The following is a 16,302-nucleotide window of genomic DNA, read 5'->3' on the forward strand; positions in this document are numbered from 1 at the left end:
TGACATCATGTGATGTTGACAGCATGTGATGTCACCAATAGATTGCGAGAACGACGACCATTGACGAGGGGTGTGATATGGGGCCTGACGCCTACGTCGACCAGGCACACGCGATCAACGCGCGCGCCGTCGACTTCGATTTCACCACGGTGCCGATGCATTACATCCCCGGCGAGGCGATGGCCACGCACATCATCAACGTGATGCACTTGGTGCTACCGGAAGGCGAACGCGCGATGGCGCAGGCGCTCGCCGAAGCGCTACCGCTGATCGACGACGAGCGACTACGCGAGGAAGTCCGCGGTTTCATCGGCCAGGAGTCCATGCACGCGAACTCGCATGAGAAGGCGCGGCGGCAGCTGGAACGGCTCGGTCTCGAGGTCGGCCCGATGGTCGAGCGGGTCGCGTGGCTGATCGACCGGGTGCTCGGCGACCACGGGCTGACCGGTCGGGCCAAGCACGAGTGGCTGTGCGAGCGGCTGGCGCTGTTCGCCGGCATGGAGCACTACACCGCCGTGATCGGCGAATGGTTGCTGACCAACGACAAACTGGATGCCAAGGGCATGCACCCGGCGATGCTGGACCTCATCCGCTGGCACGGCGCCGAGGAGGTCGAGCACCGCAACGTGGTCTACGACGCGTACATGTACGTCGACGGCGGCTACGCGCGCAAGGCGCGGCAGGCGCTCATCGCCAGTTCGGGATTGCTCGTTCTATTCGTCATCTCGGGCGGCTACTTGTTCTCCAAGGATCCGTCCAGGAACAAGGGGCGCTTCTGGCCGCTACAGCTGGCCAGCGCGTCGGTCCGGGGTGTGGTGCCCAGCCTCACTACCTTCTTCACCGAAATCCCGCGTTACCTGCGGCCGGGCTTCCACCCGTCGCAGCTGGGCCCGATGGACAACGCACTGCGCTACCTCGCACAATCGCCCGCGGCACGGGCGTCGGACGCATGACGGCCGTCAGCGAGCGGTTCCGCCCCGGCGCCGCGCTGCGGCTGATCGGTTCGGCGGCCGACGTGTACAAGCGAATCTTTGTCGAAGGCGACGCCGCGCAGCTGCTGTCGCGACCGCACCCCGTGCGGCACATCGGCTACGACTTCGAAGTGGTCGTCGAACGGATCGAGCAGGAGGCCGACGAGGTGGTCAGCCTGACGCTGCGCGACCCGGACGGGACGCCGCTGCCCGCTTGGACGCCCGGCGCGCATCTCGACGTCTTCCTGCCGTCGGGTCGCCAGCGGCAGTACTCGCTCACCGGCGACCCGGACGACCGCCGCTCATACCGGATCGCGGTGCGTCTCATCGCCGGCGGGGAGGGCGGCTCCGTGGAGATCCACCGGCGGCTGCGAGCGGGTGACCGACTCCGTGTGCGGGGGCCGCGCAACGCCTTCGCCTTCGTCGAAGCGCCCTGCTATCTGTTCGTCGCGGGCGGTATCGGGATCACGCCGATCCTGCCGATGGTCGCCGCAGCCGAACGCGCCGGGGTGCCCTGGCGGCTGATGTATCTGGGCCGCGCCAGGTCGCGGATGCCGTTTCTGTACGAGCTCGCCGAGTGCACCGGCGGTGACGTGGTGGTACGGCCGGACGACGAGTTCGGCGCCCCGGACGCCAGGATGATCTTCGAGCAGGCACCGACCGGTGCCGCGGTGTATGTCTGCGGGCCGCCTCCGCTGGCAGCGGCCGCGCGAGCGGTGCTCGCCCTGCACGACCCGACGGTCTCGCTGCACACCGAGCGGTTCTCGCCGCTGCCCGTACGGGACGGCGAGCCGTTCCGTATCCGTCTGCACCGCAGTGGATTCGATGTGGAGGTGGCCGCCGACGAGTCCGCGCTCGCGGCGATCCGCCGGGTGCTGCCGGGTGTCGCGTACTCCTGCCAGCAGGGTTTCTGCGGCACCTGCAAGACCAGGGTGCGCGCGGGCGTGGTGGAGCACCGGGACCGCCTGCTGCCCGACGCCGAACGCGAGCACGCGATGCTGACTTGCGTATCCCGGTCGCGCGGCAGCCAACTCGAACTGGACCTGTGAGTTCGGCGGGTAACGGTGCCCGCGTGGGAGAGGAAGACATGACTGTGCTTGCGGATGCGCGACACGTCCCGATCGCGGTGATCGGTGCGGGCATCGCCGGAGTGGGGCTGGCGGTGTCGCTGCGCGCCGCGGGAATCGACGACTTCGTGGTGCTCGAACGCGCCGACGACCTCGGTGGGACCTGGCGGGCGAACACCTATCCCGGCTGCGCCTGCGACGTACCGTCGCAGCTGTACTCGTACTCCTTCGCCCCCAACCCGGACTGGTCGCGCACCTACGGCACCCAGCAGGAGATCTTGGCCTACATCCGGTCGGTCGCCGTTCGACACGAGGTGGTGCGGCATATGCGGTTCGGCACCGAACTGCTGGAGGCGCGCTGGGACGACGCGGCGAGTAGGTGGCGGGTGCGCACCACCCGGGGCGAACTGACGGCCGACGTGCTGGTGTCGGCGGTGGGACCGTTCAGCGAGGCGCAGGTTCCTCGGCTGCCGGGCGCGGAGACTTTCGAAGGAACACAGTTCCACTCACTGCACTGGGATCACGAGCACGATCTCACCGGCGAGCGGGTCGCGGTGATCGGCACCGGCGCATCGGCGGTGCAGTTCATCCCGGAGATCCAGCCGAGAGTCGGCAGGCTGACCGTATTCCAGCGTTCGGCGCCGTGGATCGTCTCGCGGCTGGATCGGCGTACGCTGTCCGCCGAACGGGCGCTGCTACGCCGTGTCCCTGCGCTCGGCAAGGCGCTGCGCGGCCTCTACTACACCGGCATAGAGGGGTTCGGCCTGGTCGGCTTCGTGGACAAGCGATTTCGGCACCCGTATGAGGCGGTGGCGAAGCTGCAGCTGCTGCGCCAGGTCCGCGACCCCGCTCTGCGTCGCAAACTCACCCCCGACTACGTGATCGGGTGCAAGCGCGCGATCTTTTCCGACGCCTACTATCCGGCCCTGACCAAACCGAATGTCGAGGTGGTGACCGAGGGTATCGAGGAGATCCGTGCCAACTCGATCCTCAGCGCCGACGGTGTCGAGCACGAGGTGGACACCATCATCTGGGGCACTGGCTTCGGCGTGCCGCCCGCGGTTTTCGACCGCGTGCACGGCACCGACGGCCGCTCGATCGGCGACCGATACCGAGAACGTCCGAGCAGCTACCTCGGCGCGACGCTCGCGGGATTCCCGAACTTCTTCTGTACGCTCGGGCCGTTCGGTGCGGCGGGCAATCAGTCCGCGATTTATATGATCGAGGCGCAGGTTCGCTATATCGTCGATGCGGTGACCACCATGCGCGCGCAGAACATTCACCGGATCGATGTGCGTGAGGAGGTCCAGCGGGCCTTCCTCGACGAAGTGAGCGAACGCAGCCGCGACACCGCCTGGCTCACCGGCGGCTGCCGCAGCTACTACCAGACGGCCGACGGTGGCAACGCCGGGCTATATCCGAACTGGAGCTTCGAATATCGGCGGCGCACAAGCCGGTTCGATCCGGAGTCCTACGAGGTGCGGGCCCGGTGAGCGTCATGAGCCTGCTGCGTCAGGTGCTGCCGCTTCCCGTCCCGTTCGCCGCGGAAACACTGGACGTGCGGGGCCGGGTGGTCGTGATCACCGGTGCGGGCACCGGCATCGGCCGCGCCCTCGCCGAAAAGCTCTACGCCACGGGCGCTTCGCTGGCACTGATCGACATCGACCAAGCCGCCGCCGCGGCGGTCGGACGCTCGATGGGGGAGCGTGCGGTGGTCGTGCGTGCGGACGTGTCCGATCGAATCGGCATGCGCGAGGCGATGTCCAGGGTGCGTGCCCGATTCGGCCGGATCGATGTGGTGGTGGCCAACGCGGGGGTGGTGCCCCAGCCTGCGACGATCCGGACGATGAACCCCGGTGATTTCGATCGCGTCATCGGCATCAACGTGACCGGCGTGTTCAACACGGTGCACCCGGCGCTGGACGACATCATCGCCGCCAAGGGGCACGTCGTGGTGGTCTCGTCCGCCGCGGCGTTCGCGCCGGGCATGGGCGGCTCGCCCTACATGGTGAGCAAGGCCGCGGTCGAGCAGTTCGGCCGGGCATTGCGGGTCGAGCTGGCCGCGGTCGGGGCCACCGCCGGCGTCGCGTATTTCGGTATCGTCGACACCGCGATGACGCATGGCACCCTCGACGAGGACGAACTGGGCGCCGATCTCGGCGCGCTGCTGCCCTGGCCGCTGAACCGGCGGATCACGGTGCGGGACGCGGCGGAATCCCTTGCGAACGGCATCGAACACCGTGCGCCGCGCACCATCGCGCCGCCGCAGTGGGAGCCGTACGCCCTGTTCCGCGGCGTGATCAACGTGGTCCTCGATAACCAGCTCGCGCGCGACCCGCGTGTACACGCTCTGATCCACCGCGTGGAACAGCGGATCGCCGAGAGCCGTCCGATCAGCCCTGTGCCGCGCTGAGCCGTGGGCTCGTCGATCACGGGGCGGTGGGAAAGATTCCCGGCAGCGCCGGAGCATACTCGAGGGCCCACCGTGCTGGCCGGCGGGCGCGCCCGCTGTCCGGTGCCATCGACTGGTGATTCGCAGCCATCGCTGACTGTCGTGGCCGACGTCGGTCAGGCGGGGCGGGTGCCGATCACAACGGTCGCGTAGTGCTCGTCGGACTCCGCGATTCGGCCCGCGAGTCCATGTCTTGCCAGCACGGCGAGCGCGACCGGCGCCTGATGCTCGCTGGACTCGACGAGCAGGTGCCCGCCCGGGGCGAGCCAGGAGGGTGCCTCGGCGACGACGCGGCGGAAGATGTCGAGTCCGTCGAGGCCGCCGTCGAGGGCGATACGCGGTTCATGGTCGCGGGCCTCCGGGGGCATCCGTGCGATCATCTCCGAGGGCACATACGGGGTATTGCAGAGCAGGATGTCGATGCAGCCGCGCAGCTCGCCGGGCAGCGGTTCGAAGAGGTCTCCTTGGTAGACCGGGGCGCCGAGCGGGGCGAGATTTCGGCGGGCGCACTCGACCGCGACCGGATCGATGTCGGCCGCCGTCAGCGTCACCGGGCGTGCCTCGGCGGTGATGATGGTGGCGACCGCGGTGCCCAAAGCGCCCGAGCCGCAACACAGGTCGACGATCACCGGATGGCCGGGCCCGGCGCGGATCAGGTCGACCGCCTCGTCGACGAGGAATGCGGTCCGTTGCCGTGGCACGAAGACGCCCGGGGCCACGGCGATCCGGAGCCCGTGGAACTCGGCCCAACCGAGTAGATGCTCCAGTGGGGTACCGGAAACACGTTGCGCGACGAGCACCTCGAGTACGGCACCGGTCTCCGCGGCGGCCGCGGTGAGCAGCCGCGCCTCGTCCTCCGCGAACACGCAGCCCGCTGCGCGCAGTTGAGCGACCACATCGCTACGTCCGGCTGACATCACCGATCCATCCTGCCGTGCAACCGCGTGATTCCGCCAACAGATTCGGCGCATCCGGTCGGGGAGGACCCGCACCTGCACAGACCCTCGAGCGGGTGCGGATCCCCGTGAGATCAGTGGGCGGCGTTCAGCTCGAAAGTGCGTATGGCGTCGAGATAGATGCCGCGCTGAGACGGCTTGGCGGGCGGCGGTAGGTGCGAGACCAGCTGCTCGAGCGAGGTCATCGCCCCCACGACCCGGGTGCCCGCGACGATGAAATCAGCGACGGCGCGGCGGACGTGGTTGGGCGAGGTGACCACGATCGCGCTTGTCGCGCCCGCATCCCGCAACATCCTGGTGCTGAACAGGGCGTTCTGCACGGTCGAGCTCGCACGGGTCTCCACGTTGATGCGCGCTTGCGGCACGCCGTGGCCGACCAGCCAGTTGCGCATTGCCTCGGCCTCGGTGATGCCGTTCTGGGGGTTGCCGCCGGTGACCACAATGGGCGAACCGGGAGCCACGAGCGACTGCAACCAGGCGGCGGTCAGCCGGTTCTCCAGCTCGGGGCGCAGCGAGCCGTCCGGGAGCAGCCCGTAACCGAGGACGACGATGCCGGTCTGCGGCCCGGCCAGCGCCGGCAGCGGATTGGGCAGAGTGCCGACCGCGGCGCGGACGGCGCCGAGGACGTTGTCGGTGCCTTGCGCCATCGCCGGGTCGACGATGTGCAGCCGCCCTAAGGCACCGGCGAGCGCGGGCAGGTCGCCCGCGTAGTCGGACCAGATCGCTTGCAGGGCCAGCGCTTCGGCGTGATTGGGATCGGCCCCGATGAGGGTACGTAGGTCGGCGCGGCCCGCGGCGTCGTTGCCGTCGGTGAAGTTGCGCTGGGCGGAGTTGTAGAGGGCATCGGTGTCCGGCGCTGCGTGTGCGGGGACACCGGCCAGGCCGGTGATGGTGCAGGCCGCGAACGCTGTCGCGACAAGAAATTTCCAATGCCTCGAGGTCTTCACTACAGTCGACACCTTTCCGCGGATGAAACCGATTGGTATGTGCTGACGGTTAGCGGAGCAAAGCAGAGATCACAATACGGACGCCTGACTTCGATTTAGTGCAATTGCCAGGAGGATTCTTCAGCCTAATTCTCGGTGCGGGTGCGCACCGGGTGCGCCGGTGGACTGCGTGCAACCAGGTAGGGCGACCGGGATAGGGTGTGTCAACGTGGATACCGTTTCGCTGTCCGGCAAGGAACTCGCCGCCGCCATCAACGCCGACACCAAGGACCGCGCCGCCGCGCTCACCGGCCGCGGAGCGGCGCCGCGCCTTGCTCTGATCGTGGCGAACGACGACCCCGCCAGCGCCTGGTATGTGAACTCGCTGCGCAAATCGGCCGAGCGTCTCGGAATCGACTGCGCCACCGTCGATCTCGGCGCTGACGCGAGCGCCGACGCGATCCGTCAGGAGCTTGCCGCGCGCGGCACGGACGGCGCCACCGACGCGATCATGCTGCAGACCCCCCTCCCCAGTGGGGTCACCCTGGACGACGTGAGCTCCGCGATCGTCGCGACCAAGGATGTCGACGGCGTGAGCCCGCTGTCACTCGGCCTGCTTGCGGCGGGACTCGCCGGTTTCGTCCCCGCCACCTCCGAGGCGGTGGTCGAACTGCTGAAGTATCACGACATCCCGCTCGCCGGCCGGCATGTCGTGGTCGTCGGCCGCTCCAATATCGTCGGGAAGCCGCTCGCCCAACTGTTGCTCGCCGAGGACGCCACCGTCACGGTGTGCCATTCCCGCACCGCCGACCTGGCGGCGGTCACCGTCACCGCCGATGTCGTGGTCGCCGCGGCGGGTCGCATCGGCCTGGTCTCCGGCAAGCACGTCCGCGGCGGCGCGGTGGTAGTCGACGTCGGCACCAACGAGGCGCCCGACGGCAAGATTGTCGGCGATGTGGACGCGGAGTCGGTGCGCGGCAGGGCCGCGGGACTCAGCCCGGTGCCGGGCGGTGTCGGCCCGGTCACCACCGCCCTGCTGATGCGCCACGTGGTGGTTGCCGCGGAAAACGCACGTAGGAGTTGAGGCTGCTGCCAAGCGTCGATCCTTCCGGGTCGACATACTGGTCGGGCCGGGTGACCGGGGCGGAATTCAACCCCGGCTGATCGCGTTGATCAGGTGGCGGTTGCCTTCTTTGGCGGTGGAAACTATCTGCGGGTTGTAGGCCATCGGGCCGTGGCCGGGACGATGTTCCGTGATCACGACGACGTACTGACCCGCGAACGCGCCGGGGGTGATTGCCAGGCAGTAGGTGGTGCCCGCCGGGATGGAGTCGATGCCCTCCTGGATGGCGTGGGCGGTGGGGACCGCGGCGTGGGCGGTGGCGGTGGCGCGGGCCTGCTCGCCGGAGCGCGACACGTAGTAGGCGTGCTGGAAGGCGAAGATCGCGGCCGGTCCGGAGTCGAAACCCCCGATGCCGTTGCCCTGGATCCGGTTGCCGACTCGCTCTGCCGGACACTGGTTGCCGGGTCGTGCCGCGGGCGGGTTCGCCTGTGTCGGCGCGGACGGCCCCGCCTGCTGGTCGGAGCCGCCGCCCCAGAACTGCGTGAAGGCCGCGAAGGTCAGAGCGGCGATGGCGAGGGTGCCGAGAAGCGGTGGTGCCCACCAGCGCTTCGTGCGCCGCGGGCGGGAGCGATCGATCAGCCCGGAGAATTCGCCTTCGTAGTGCTCGGGTTCGGGCGGCGGTGCGGTGGGTAGCCTGTCGACCCATGCGGACCAGTCGCCCCGGTACTCCTCGTCGCGCGTGGAGGACTTGTCCGGCCCACCATGTCCGGTGAGCTGAGGATTCCCGCGGTTGTAGCCCGGTCGTGCGCTCATCTCCGGTCGATCCATCGCCCCACCTTCATCAAGGTCACAGTCAGGTTGTCCGCACCGGCCCGGGCGCGCTCCGCCGCGTTCGTCCAGCCGAATGGGAGAATACTGCCCGATACCTGGTTCGAGTACTCGCTTGTGCACTCAGCGTCCGGGAGTGTCGAGTGTGACGAGCAGGTCGCACATGGTTTCGCGCTGCGTAGTCGAGAGCGTCGCGAGCAGTTCCTCGGCGGACGCACGACGCGTCTCGGTTACGCGGGTCGTGCGGCGCGGCCCGCGTCGGCGTGACCAGGGTCGCGCGTCGGTCGGCGGGGTCGGGTGAGCGCGTGACTAGTGCCACCGCTGAGACATTGCCGCAGGGCGCTGGAGGTTACCAGTGTGTGACCACCGGGTCGCCGACGCCGATCGCGTGGTAGACCCATTCGGCGTCAGCTGGCGCCAAGTTGATGCAGCCGTGGCTGACGTTCGAATTGCCCTGCTGCTCTACCGACCACGGGGCGGAATGAATGAAAACCCCGCTCCATGTGAGGCGTTCGGCGAATTCACCCTTGATGACGTAGCCCTCGGGTGAGCTCAGCGGAATGCCGATGGTGCGCGAGTCGAACACCACCGAACGGAACTTCTCCAGCACCGGCCACGTCCCCGACGGTGTCTCCCAGCCCGGCTTACCCATGGAGGCGGGCATCGTCCGCACGACATTGCCGCCGACGCGGAGCGTGAACGTGTGCGCTGACATGTCCGCGTCGCCGACGACTCCCGCGTTTGTTCGGAAGTCCGTGCGCGCGTTACCGACTGCGACAGAGATACGGGCGTTGGCGGGCAGGAACCCGGTCGGCGTCCACATCGCCTCACGGTCGTCGGTCCACGCGAATGTGCCCGCGACTGGCTGGGTAGTTCTGATATCTATGGATTCTTCCGCGCGTGCGCGATCCGCGACGGGAGCGGCGAAACGAATGGTCACGGGATGAGCGACGCCCACCATCTGGCCGTTCGAAGGTTCGATCGCTGCCACCGCCTGCGCGGAGGGCGTTTCGATCAGCATCGCTGTCGCCGCACCCGACCCGAACGCGGCGAGTGCCACGATCACGGTCGCGAGGAACAAATACCGAATTGCGCTCCTCATGGCTTCCACCCCTTCGAAATGGTGTGGTAGGCAAGCAACATTCTAGGCCCGCGTGATCAACTCGACCGACGATAGCCTGGTCCACGGTCCAGTTGTGACCCGGTGGACCTGCCTACATTGATCGGCTACCCGGTCGGACGCGAAGGAAACCCAGCGCTGCCGCAGGCACGGTTTCAGCGGAACGGGGGAGCGAGGTGGCCGGTCAGCGAGAGGGGTCGGACGTGAGCGGCTGCGGCGCGGTTATCGCCCGCGCGTCGAATTCCGCTCGCGCGGCGAGGATTCGGTCCTGGTGCTGCACCGCCCAGACACCCATGGCGTGGCTGAGTTCACCTATGCTCGCGCCGAGCTCGGTGAGGGAGTACTCCACCCGCGGCGGCACCGTGGGATAGACCGCACGGCGGACCAAGCCCTCACGCTCGAGGTTACGCAGGGTGCGGGTGAGCATCTTCTGGGTGATGCCGTCCAGGCGGCGGCGCAGATCGTTGAAGCGGACCGGTCCGTCGCTGCCGCGCAGCACGCTCAGCACCAGAATGACCCACTTGTCGGCGAGGACGGCTAGCACCTCGCGCGCTGGACAGTGGTGCAAATAGCTCTCGACCAGGGTCGGAGAATCGGACCGACCAAATGCAGTATCCATTGGGAACCTCGGTATCGAGAAGGTGCCTTCTTTCCAGAAGGTACCAGGCCCCCGCAGAATCGCCATATGCTCGCAATAACGCAGAAAGTCTTCGGTGGTCCGGAAGTACTCGATATCGAGGAGGTCGATCGACCGCGTCCCGGCGCAGGCGAGGTGCTGATTCGGGTAGCCGCGACCAGCGTCAACCCGGCCGACTGGAAGGTGCGTGCCGGGCTCCTCGACAGGATCGGTGAACCACTGCTCACGCTCGGCTTCGACGTCTCCGGCATCATCGAGGAGCTCGGCCCCGGGGTGGACCGCTTCGGTGTGGGAGATGCGGTATACGGCATGGTGTTCGGCGGCGCGAACGCCGAATATGTTGTCGTCCAGGTCCATACGTTGGCGCCGAAGCCGCACCACATCGACCACGTGCACGCGGCGGCTTTGCCGACGGCTGCGCTGACGGCGTGGCAGGCGCTGGCCGCGATCGGCGTGGAACAGCGCATCCTTGTGCACGCGGCCGCCGGCGGGGTGGGGCATCTCGCGGTGCAGATGGCGAAGCATCGCGGCGCGTACGTGATCGGCACCGCGCGCGCCGTCAACCACGAGTACCTGCGCGGGCTGGGCGCCGACGAGCTGATCGATTACACCGCGACCGATTTCGGCACCGCAGTGCGCGACCTGGATATCGTGCTGGACCTTGTCGGCGGCGAATACGGTTCCCGTTCGGCGCGGGTGCTGCGGGCCGACGGCAGGTTGATAGATACGCAAGGCTCGGACGCGGAGGACGACCCGCGCTACGAGCGCTTCTATGTCGAACCGTCCGGGGTCTCGCTGCGTGAGATCGCCACCATGGTCGAGCACGGGTATCTGGGCGTCACGATCGACCAGGTGCTGCCGCTCGCGGAGATCGCGAAAGCTCACCAGATCAGCGAATCCGGCCGGGTGCGCGGCAAGATCGTGCTGGTCCCCTGGAATCCGCCGGCCTGACAGCGCCGGAACGCAAGGGCGCCGGTGGCGAATCGGCCACCGGCGCCACGCCGAAGCTGACGCTAGCTGCGCACCGCGTGCACGACGTCGGCGTGCAGGGCGTCCGCGCGGGCGGTCAATTCGTCGATGCGAATCAGGACGGTGGCGAAACGATCGCCCTCGCCCGCGGGCAGCGACGCCACGTTGATCTCGATGTTGAGCTGCGAACTCGCCGCGGCGGCGCGGCAGGCGTCGGCTGCGGCGCCGATGTCGGTAACCACGTTCGGGTTCCCGATCGGGAACAACTCCGCCGCCAGCGTCAGCACCTCGTCGGCCTCGTCGACGACCGCGGCGGGCACCTGCGCGGCTTCGATGAGCGCGGCATTGATCGCGGCGGTGCGGGCGGCGAGGTTCTCCGGGGTGTCTTTCGGCAGTTTGTAGGCGGCGCCGACGGCCGTGAACGCGGCGGCGTCGGCATCGGCCAGCGCGAGAGCCCGGTCGCGGGCGGAATCGGCGGCCTCGATGATGCGATCGACCACCGGGCGGTTGTCGGCGTCCTTGGCGCGGGTGGTGTAACGCGCGACCATCGCCACCAGCGCCGCCGCCTGCGCGGCGTGCAGTGCGGCCACCGCGCCTCCGCCCGGCGCGGGAATCTTGGCGGCCAGATCGCTCAGGTACTGCGCGAGGTTTGCCCTGCCGAAGGACGACGCAGTTTCCGTGGACGAGGTGCTGGGCTGCGACACGAGAGTGTTGCCTTTCGTTCTACGGCGAGGGGATGGTCAGGAATAAACGCTACTCGGTTGCGCTGCCGGCCCCGGCCGATACCACCACCTGTCGCACGTTCCCCTGTGGCCGGTGCGTGGGCGCCGGTCAGCCGCCGTTATGTTGAGTGCTATGCGGATCGGATTGGGCATCAACTACTCGGGCGGTTTCAAGGAGGCCGCGGCGGAAGTCGCGGATCTCGAACGGGCTGGTCTGGATATCGTATTCGTCCCCGAGGCGTACTCGTTCGACGCGGTGAGCGCGCTCGGCTACTTGGCGGCCAAGACCACGCGCCTGCAGCTGGCCTCGGGCATCCTGCAGATCTACACCAGGACCCCGAGCCTGACCGCGATGACCGCGGCGGGCCTGGACTTCGTCTCCGACGGCCGCTATGTGCTCGGTCTCGGCGCATCCGGCCCGCAGGTGGTCGAAGGATTTCACGGCGTGCCTTACGACGCGCCGATCGGCCGCACCAGGGAGCTGGTAGAGATCTGCCGGAAGGTCTGGCGGCGCGAACGCCTGGAATACCAGGGCAAGTACTATCAGATTCCGCTGCCCGCCGGGCAGGGCACCGGACTCGGCAAGCCCCTGAAGTTGATCAATCACCCGGTACGGGAACGCATTCCGGTGCTGCTTGCCGCACTCGGCCCGAAAAACGTGGAGCTGGCCGCCGAGATCGCCGAGGGCTGGCAGCCGATCTTCTTCCTGCCGGAGCGGGCGAAGCAGGTGTGGGGTGATGCGCTGGCAGCGGGCTCGGCCAAGCGCGATCCCGCGCTCGGCCAACTGGATGTGTACGCAGGCCCGACACTGGCCATCGGCGAGAACGTGGAACACCTGCTCGAGTTCGTGAAACCGCATTTGGCGCTCTATGTCGGCGGCATGGGCGCCAAGAGCAAGAACTTCTACCACGCGCTGGCCACGAAGTACGGCTACGGCGCCGAGGCCGACCGCATCCAGGAGCTGTACTTGGCGGGCAAGAAGGACGAGGCCGCGAAGGCCGTGCCGGACGACCTGGTGCGTGATATCTCCCTGGTCGGCCCTGCGAGCTACGTCAAGGAGCGGGTCGCGGCCTTCAAGGAGGCGGGCGTGACGGTCTTGAACGTCGTCCCGATGGCGGCGACTCCCGCCGAGCGGATCAAGCTGATCGAGCAGCTGCGCGAGTTGGTGTGAGAAAGGCCGCTGCGCCGCTATCCGGGGATGACAGCGGCGCAGCGGCTCCGGTCAGCTCTGCCGGAACGCTGCCAGCGCGGCGTCCAGGGTGGAATGTAGCGCGAACACCTGGTCCAGGCTGGTCATCTTCAGCTGACGGCTGGTCGCGGGGCCGTCGGCGACGACAGCGATCGCGGTCGCGGCACCCGCGCGCTGGTGGGCCGCAACGAGCGTCGCCATGCCCGCCGAGGCGAGGAAGCTGACCGCGGTGAGGTCGATGATCAGGGCCGCGGGTGTGCCGCTGAGGATGGCCTCGATCGCATTCTCCAGCGCCGGTGCTGTCGCCAGATCGACCTCGCCGGCCACCGTCAGCACCGTCGCGCCGTCCTGCGCCGCGATCGTGGTGGTCATCGTGTCCGCGAGGGGATACGCGTCTCCGGAAGTGTTGGTCACCTCACCACAACACACAAATCGCAGCGGATTTGCAACATTTGAGTGTTCATAGCACAAACCATACTTCGTTCGCCCGGCCTCCCCGGGCGATGACTCCACAGCGTCGCGGTCACCGACGCCATCGGGTGCCTCTCGCTATCTGTTCGTGCACAGCCCCGCCTACGACATTCCCTTGAAACCTCGCCGCCATTCTGGACCCGGGGCCGCGGTCGCGGCACCCAGCGGGCAAGCCGGACGCCGCAACCACGCACATCAGGCCGGCGAGGTGATCGGCCGGCCGAAGTGCCGGGCGAAGAACCGGACCCCGCTGTCGGCCTCGAACCGGGGCAGCTCCTTGTGCTTGCCCGAGTTCGCGTGCAACGACTTCTCCTTTGAGGCGAAGGCGTCGAACAGCGCGAGACCCTCCTCGCGCGAGATGTGCTCGTCGTCCCACTGCAGGTCGAACTCGATCGGGATGGTGATCTGCTTCGCCTTCTCGGCCAGGACATCGGGCCAGTGCTGGCCGAAGACCGCGGCGGTGATCCTGGGTTCGATCGCCACGAACGGTATGCCGATCGCGGTGCCCATGTTGATGCCCCAGAAGCCGACCGGCCCTTCGGTGCCGATCTCCGGAAGTTCCTGGAGGGCGTTCAGGGTCGCCTGGTACTCAGGCACGGCGAGCTGCGCCAGGTGCGCGTTGTAGCGCACGACGATCGGGCCTTCCGGCTTGCCCGCCGCCCGCGCCCGGAACAGGTCGGCGATTTCCGTCTCGTCGTGTGTCGTGCGCGGCCGGTCGCCGTGACCGGGCGCGTCGATGACGGCGACGTGGAAGCCGCAGCCGGTCACGAGGAGACGGGCGCGGCCGGACATCGCCGGATGCTTCTTGTGGTTGCCGCCACCGTGGGCCATCAGGACCAGGGGTGCGCGATTGGCTGCGGCGGAAGCCGGCGACCAGAGAACGCCGGGGATGCCGCCGACGATGAAGTCGCGTTCGACCATGCCGTTCGACGACGACTCGGCGGTGAACTGCAGAGAATGCATAGGTGTTGCCTTTCGGGAATGCCTTGGCGAGGCGCTCCCGGCGACACCTACGTCAATCGCCGGCCGTGATGGGAAGGGGGAGCACCCACATGGATACAGCGTTCATGGGTCTCACCTCCTCGGGCGGTGTCACGGTCGACTGAAAGCTACCAGCCCGATGACCACCCCTCAACCCTTTCCCCGTCACGTCGTTACGACTCCGGATAGGCCCTGGGCATCGATCCTCGGCGCCCGTGTCGTCGGGTGCTGACCGGCATCCGCCGAGAAACGGCGGCTCTTCCTGTAGAGCGCCGCGACCCTTGCCGAAACCGAATCTCTATGTCTGGGAGACAAAGGCGATGCGGTTCGGGGATACGGGCCGTCACCGATGCTGCGCCTTGCTCAGCTCGTCGGTGAGCCGTGCGAGGGCGTCCTCGGCCGTGGGGACGGGGCCGAACAGCTGCTCCTGCCGACGGGGGTCGGCGACGTAGCGGCCGCTGTCGAACCAGCCGAACATCGCGGCCATGTCCTGAACCGTCGGCATGAAGCGGCCGGTGACGGCTCCTGCGGCGCGGGTGACGGCGGAAGGGATGGCCCACACCTTGATCTTCTTTCCGGCCCGGTTGCCCATCAGGTCGGCCATCTCGCGCATGCTGACCGGACGGTCCCAGCCGATGTCGATGCGCTCACCGTCGTCGACGTCGGCGTCGACCGCGGCCGCCAGGTACGCCGCGAGTTCGGAGGTGTGGACGAAGGTCAACGGGACGGTGGTCTTGCCTATCCACGTCAGGCGGCCCTTGTCGATCGGGTTGCCCGCCATGCTCGCGATCTGGTCGACGAACGCCCCCGGGCGCAGTGCGACGAACGGCACGCCGAGCTGTTCGAGCTTGTCCTCGGCGATCTTCTTGTGCCAGAAGTGTGGGACGCCGGGCGTCTGGTCGCTGGTGAGGATGCTGGTCAGGACGAACCGCCGGATGCCGGCGCGGTGGGCGGCCTCGGCGAGGTTGGCGTTGCCGACGGTGTCGATGTCGTGCGCGTTCTTGCCGCCGCGGGTGTAGCCGGCAGCGGTGGTGATGACGGCATCGGCGCCGTTCATGGCGGCGATGAGCGAGCCGAGGTCGAGCATGTCGCCGCGGGCGATCTCGACACCCCGGCTTTCGAGCCTGCTCGCGTCAGTGGTCGGCCGGACCAGGGCGCGGACGTTCTTGCCGCGCTCGAGCAGTTCGTCGACGACCTTGCCTCCGAGGGAGCCGGTCGCGCCGACGACGAGGACTGGGAGGGGGGTGGGACGAGTGGGGGTCATGGGGTCTCACTTTCGATCAGGTCAGTAGTGGGGGCTTGGGAGATGGATCCGCGGCGCCGGTCGCCGCCGGTCTGCAGGAGCTTGCCGAGGTCGACGGTGACCCGGACGCGGGGTGCCGTCCTCGATGTGCAGTTAGCTGGCGACGGGGAATGAACTCGCAGAGGTGAGTGGTGACCCCGCCACAGCCCATCGGGGTTTCCCCGTTACATGGAATCCTCTTGCGGAAGAGCGCGGCTGTTGATGGCGTCGATGATCGCGTATGCGGTGCGGACGAAGGACTCTGCCTGCTGCGCCGACAGGTTCCGTGTGGAGGTTTCCTCCAGGGCCTGCCACATGGCCGCGATGGGCTCGCGCATGGCCCGGCCCTTGTCGGTGAGGTGGACGACCATCACGCGCCTGTCGTGTTCGGCCGGCTCGCGGACGAGCAGACCGGCGTCCTGCATACGGCGGAGCGACTTGGAGACGGTGGAGTGGTCTAGGCCGACGCTTTCGAGCAGCTCGGACTGGGTTTGGCCATCCCGGTCGAGCAGATGCATCAGTAGGAGTTCCTGTCCGGGATGCAGGCCCATCTCGCGGAGGAGGGCGGAGGCGTAGCCCCGGTGAGCGCGGGCGAGCTCGAAGATCGCGTAGCTCACCTGCCCCCCGCTGGCGGTAGCAGGGGTGCGGGGTGTGGGTTCGGGCATGGT

Annotated in this window: 17 protein-coding genes; 7 read left to right on the forward strand and 10 right to left on the reverse strand. The window is 68.1% G+C overall.

The window, feature by feature from the left end; translation table 11 throughout:
- The first annotated feature begins 77 nt into the window (after positions 1 to 77).
- The 4 genes from AB0H00_RS06480 to AB0H00_RS06495 are packed head-to-tail and all read left to right on the forward strand — an operon-like array spanning position 78 to position 4,451.
- Positions 78 to 953 (forward strand): metal-dependent hydrolase, encoded by an 876-nt coding sequence (locus AB0H00_RS06480; RefSeq protein ID WP_357261744.1) that lies wholly within the window; start codon positions 78 to 80, stop codon positions 951 to 953.
- Positions 950 to 2,020, forward strand: a complete 1,071-nt coding sequence (locus AB0H00_RS06485) for a PDR/VanB family oxidoreductase (RefSeq protein ID WP_357261747.1) — start codon at positions 950 to 952, stop codon at positions 2,018 to 2,020. The genes AB0H00_RS06480 and AB0H00_RS06485 overlap by 4 nt, the downstream gene beginning before the upstream one ends.
- Before the next feature lie 38 nt (positions 2,021 to 2,058).
- A complete protein-coding gene (locus AB0H00_RS06490) occupies positions 2,059 to 3,531 on the forward strand; it encodes an NAD(P)/FAD-dependent oxidoreductase (RefSeq protein ID WP_357261750.1) in 1,473 nt (490 codons plus the stop codon).
- A gap of 5 nt (positions 3,532 to 3,536) precedes the next feature.
- Positions 3,537 to 4,451 (forward strand): SDR family oxidoreductase, encoded by a 915-nt coding sequence (locus AB0H00_RS06495; protein WP_357262428.1) that lies wholly within the window; start codon positions 3,537 to 3,539, stop codon positions 4,449 to 4,451.
- Between the two features lie 155 nt (positions 4,452 to 4,606).
- Here AB0H00_RS06495 and AB0H00_RS06500 read toward each other — a convergent pair whose 3' ends face one another.
- Positions 4,607 to 5,407 (reverse strand): putative protein N(5)-glutamine methyltransferase, encoded by an 801-nt coding sequence (locus tag AB0H00_RS06500; protein WP_357261753.1) that lies wholly within the window; start codon positions 5,405 to 5,407, stop codon positions 4,607 to 4,609.
- A gap of 113 nt (positions 5,408 to 5,520) precedes the next feature.
- Positions 5,521 to 6,393 carry a YdcF family protein gene (locus AB0H00_RS06505; RefSeq protein ID WP_357261756.1) on the reverse strand — a complete coding sequence of 291 codons (873 nt, stop codon included), beginning with the start codon at positions 6,391 to 6,393 and terminating at the stop codon, positions 5,521 to 5,523.
- A 208-nt stretch (positions 6,394 to 6,601) separates the two neighbouring features.
- Between AB0H00_RS06505 and AB0H00_RS06510 the strand changes: the two genes are divergently transcribed.
- The gene (locus AB0H00_RS06510) at positions 6,602 to 7,456 is read left to right on the forward strand and encodes a bifunctional 5,10-methylenetetrahydrofolate dehydrogenase/5,10-methenyltetrahydrofolate cyclohydrolase (protein ID WP_357261758.1); all 855 of its coding nucleotides are present in this window, start codon (positions 6,602 to 6,604) and stop codon (positions 7,454 to 7,456) included.
- 66 nt (positions 7,457 to 7,522) lie between these two features.
- Here the strand turns inward: AB0H00_RS06510 and AB0H00_RS06515 are convergent, their stop codons facing one another.
- From AB0H00_RS06515 to AB0H00_RS06525, 3 genes are all read right to left on the reverse strand, one after another.
- On the reverse strand, positions 7,523 to 8,263 hold the full coding sequence (locus AB0H00_RS06515) for a hypothetical protein (protein WP_357261761.1): 741 nt from the start codon (positions 8,261 to 8,263) through the stop codon (positions 7,523 to 7,525).
- 349 nt (positions 8,264 to 8,612) lie between these two features.
- Positions 8,613 to 9,365, reverse strand: coding sequence for a L,D-transpeptidase (locus AB0H00_RS06520; RefSeq protein WP_357261764.1), 753 nt, complete (start codon positions 9,363 to 9,365; stop codon positions 8,613 to 8,615).
- 202 nt (positions 9,366 to 9,567) lie between these two features.
- Positions 9,568 to 10,002 carry a helix-turn-helix domain-containing protein gene (locus tag AB0H00_RS06525; RefSeq protein ID WP_357261766.1) on the reverse strand — a complete coding sequence of 145 codons (435 nt, stop codon included), beginning with the start codon at positions 10,000 to 10,002 and terminating at the stop codon, positions 9,568 to 9,570.
- A gap of 66 nt (positions 10,003 to 10,068) precedes the next feature.
- Here AB0H00_RS06525 and AB0H00_RS06530 point away from each other — a divergent pair, with 66 nt between their 5' ends.
- Positions 10,069 to 10,971, forward strand: a complete 903-nt coding sequence (locus AB0H00_RS06530; protein WP_357261769.1) for an NADP-dependent oxidoreductase — start codon at positions 10,069 to 10,071, stop codon at positions 10,969 to 10,971.
- A gap of 62 nt (positions 10,972 to 11,033) precedes the next feature.
- On the opposite strand, the gene AB0H00_RS06535 is transcribed toward AB0H00_RS06530, so the two are convergent.
- On the reverse strand, positions 11,034 to 11,693 hold the full coding sequence (locus tag AB0H00_RS06535) for a cyclodeaminase/cyclohydrolase family protein (RefSeq protein WP_357261772.1): 660 nt from the start codon (positions 11,691 to 11,693) through the stop codon (positions 11,034 to 11,036).
- Between the two features lie 151 nt (positions 11,694 to 11,844).
- Here AB0H00_RS06535 and AB0H00_RS06540 point away from each other — a divergent pair, with 151 nt between their 5' ends.
- Entirely contained in the window at positions 11,845 to 12,882 is a 1,038-nt protein-coding gene (locus AB0H00_RS06540) for an LLM class F420-dependent oxidoreductase (protein WP_357261775.1), read from the forward strand.
- A gap of 51 nt (positions 12,883 to 12,933) precedes the next feature.
- Here AB0H00_RS06540 and AB0H00_RS06545 read toward each other — a convergent pair whose 3' ends face one another.
- The 4 genes from AB0H00_RS06545 to AB0H00_RS06560 form a co-directional block, all read right to left on the reverse strand.
- A complete protein-coding gene (locus AB0H00_RS06545; RefSeq protein ID WP_357262431.1) occupies positions 12,934 to 13,272 on the reverse strand; it encodes an STAS domain-containing protein in 339 nt (112 codons plus the stop codon).
- Between the two features lie 294 nt (positions 13,273 to 13,566).
- A complete protein-coding gene (locus AB0H00_RS06550; RefSeq protein WP_357261778.1) occupies positions 13,567 to 14,334 on the reverse strand; it encodes an alpha/beta hydrolase in 768 nt (255 codons plus the stop codon).
- 361 nt (positions 14,335 to 14,695) lie between these two features.
- On the reverse strand, positions 14,696 to 15,616 hold the full coding sequence (locus tag AB0H00_RS06555) for an SDR family oxidoreductase (RefSeq protein WP_357261781.1): 921 nt from the start codon (positions 15,614 to 15,616) through the stop codon (positions 14,696 to 14,698).
- A gap of 203 nt (positions 15,617 to 15,819) precedes the next feature.
- Positions 15,820 to 16,299, reverse strand: coding sequence for a MarR family winged helix-turn-helix transcriptional regulator (locus AB0H00_RS06560; RefSeq protein WP_357261784.1), 480 nt, complete (start codon positions 16,297 to 16,299; stop codon positions 15,820 to 15,822).
- Positions 16,300 to 16,302 lie beyond the last annotated feature (3 nt).

Source organism: Nocardia sp. NPDC023852 (assembly GCF_040639505.1).
Lineage (GTDB): Bacteria > Actinomycetota > Actinomycetes > Mycobacteriales > Mycobacteriaceae > Nocardia.

Excerpts from the sequence above, each read along its gene's own strand:
- AB0H00_RS06530 (WP_357261769.1), top strand. The coding sequence starts at position 10,069 with ATGCTCGCAATAACGCAGAAAGTCTTCGGTGGTCCGGAAGTACTCGAT.
- AB0H00_RS06500 (WP_357261753.1), bottom strand. The coding sequence starts at position 5,407 with ATGTCAGCCGGACGTAGCGATGTGGTCGCTCAACTGCGCGCAGCGGGC.
- AB0H00_RS06520 (WP_357261764.1), bottom strand. The coding sequence starts at position 9,365 with ATGAGGAGCGCAATTCGGTATTTGTTCCTCGCGACCGTGATCGTGGCA.
- AB0H00_RS06480 (WP_357261744.1), top strand. The coding sequence starts at position 78 with ATGGGGCCTGACGCCTACGTCGACCAGGCACACGCGATCAACGCGCGC.
- AB0H00_RS06540 (WP_357261775.1), top strand. The coding sequence starts at position 11,845 with ATGCGGATCGGATTGGGCATCAACTACTCGGGCGGTTTCAAGGAGGCC.
- AB0H00_RS06560 (WP_357261784.1), bottom strand. The coding sequence starts at position 16,299 with ATGCCCGAACCCACACCCCGCACCCCTGCTACCGCCAGCGGGGGGCAG.
- AB0H00_RS06495 (WP_357262428.1), top strand. The coding sequence starts at position 3,537 with ATGAGCCTGCTGCGTCAGGTGCTGCCGCTTCCCGTCCCGTTCGCCGCG.
- AB0H00_RS06545 (WP_357262431.1), bottom strand. The coding sequence starts at position 13,272 with ATGACCACCACGATCGCGGCGCAGGACGGCGCGACGGTGCTGACGGTG.
- AB0H00_RS06515 (WP_357261761.1), bottom strand. The coding sequence starts at position 8,263 with ATGGATCGACCGGAGATGAGCGCACGACCGGGCTACAACCGCGGGAAT.
- AB0H00_RS06550 (WP_357261778.1), bottom strand. The coding sequence starts at position 14,334 with ATGCATTCTCTGCAGTTCACCGCCGAGTCGTCGTCGAACGGCATGGTC.
- AB0H00_RS06485 (WP_357261747.1), top strand. The coding sequence starts at position 950 with ATGACGGCCGTCAGCGAGCGGTTCCGCCCCGGCGCCGCGCTGCGGCTG.
- AB0H00_RS06555 (WP_357261781.1), bottom strand. The coding sequence starts at position 15,616 with ATGACCCCCACTCGTCCCACCCCCCTCCCAGTCCTCGTCGTCGGCGCG.
- AB0H00_RS06490 (WP_357261750.1), top strand. The coding sequence starts at position 2,059 with ATGACTGTGCTTGCGGATGCGCGACACGTCCCGATCGCGGTGATCGGT.
- AB0H00_RS06525 (WP_357261766.1), bottom strand. The coding sequence starts at position 10,002 with ATGGATACTGCATTTGGTCGGTCCGATTCTCCGACCCTGGTCGAGAGC.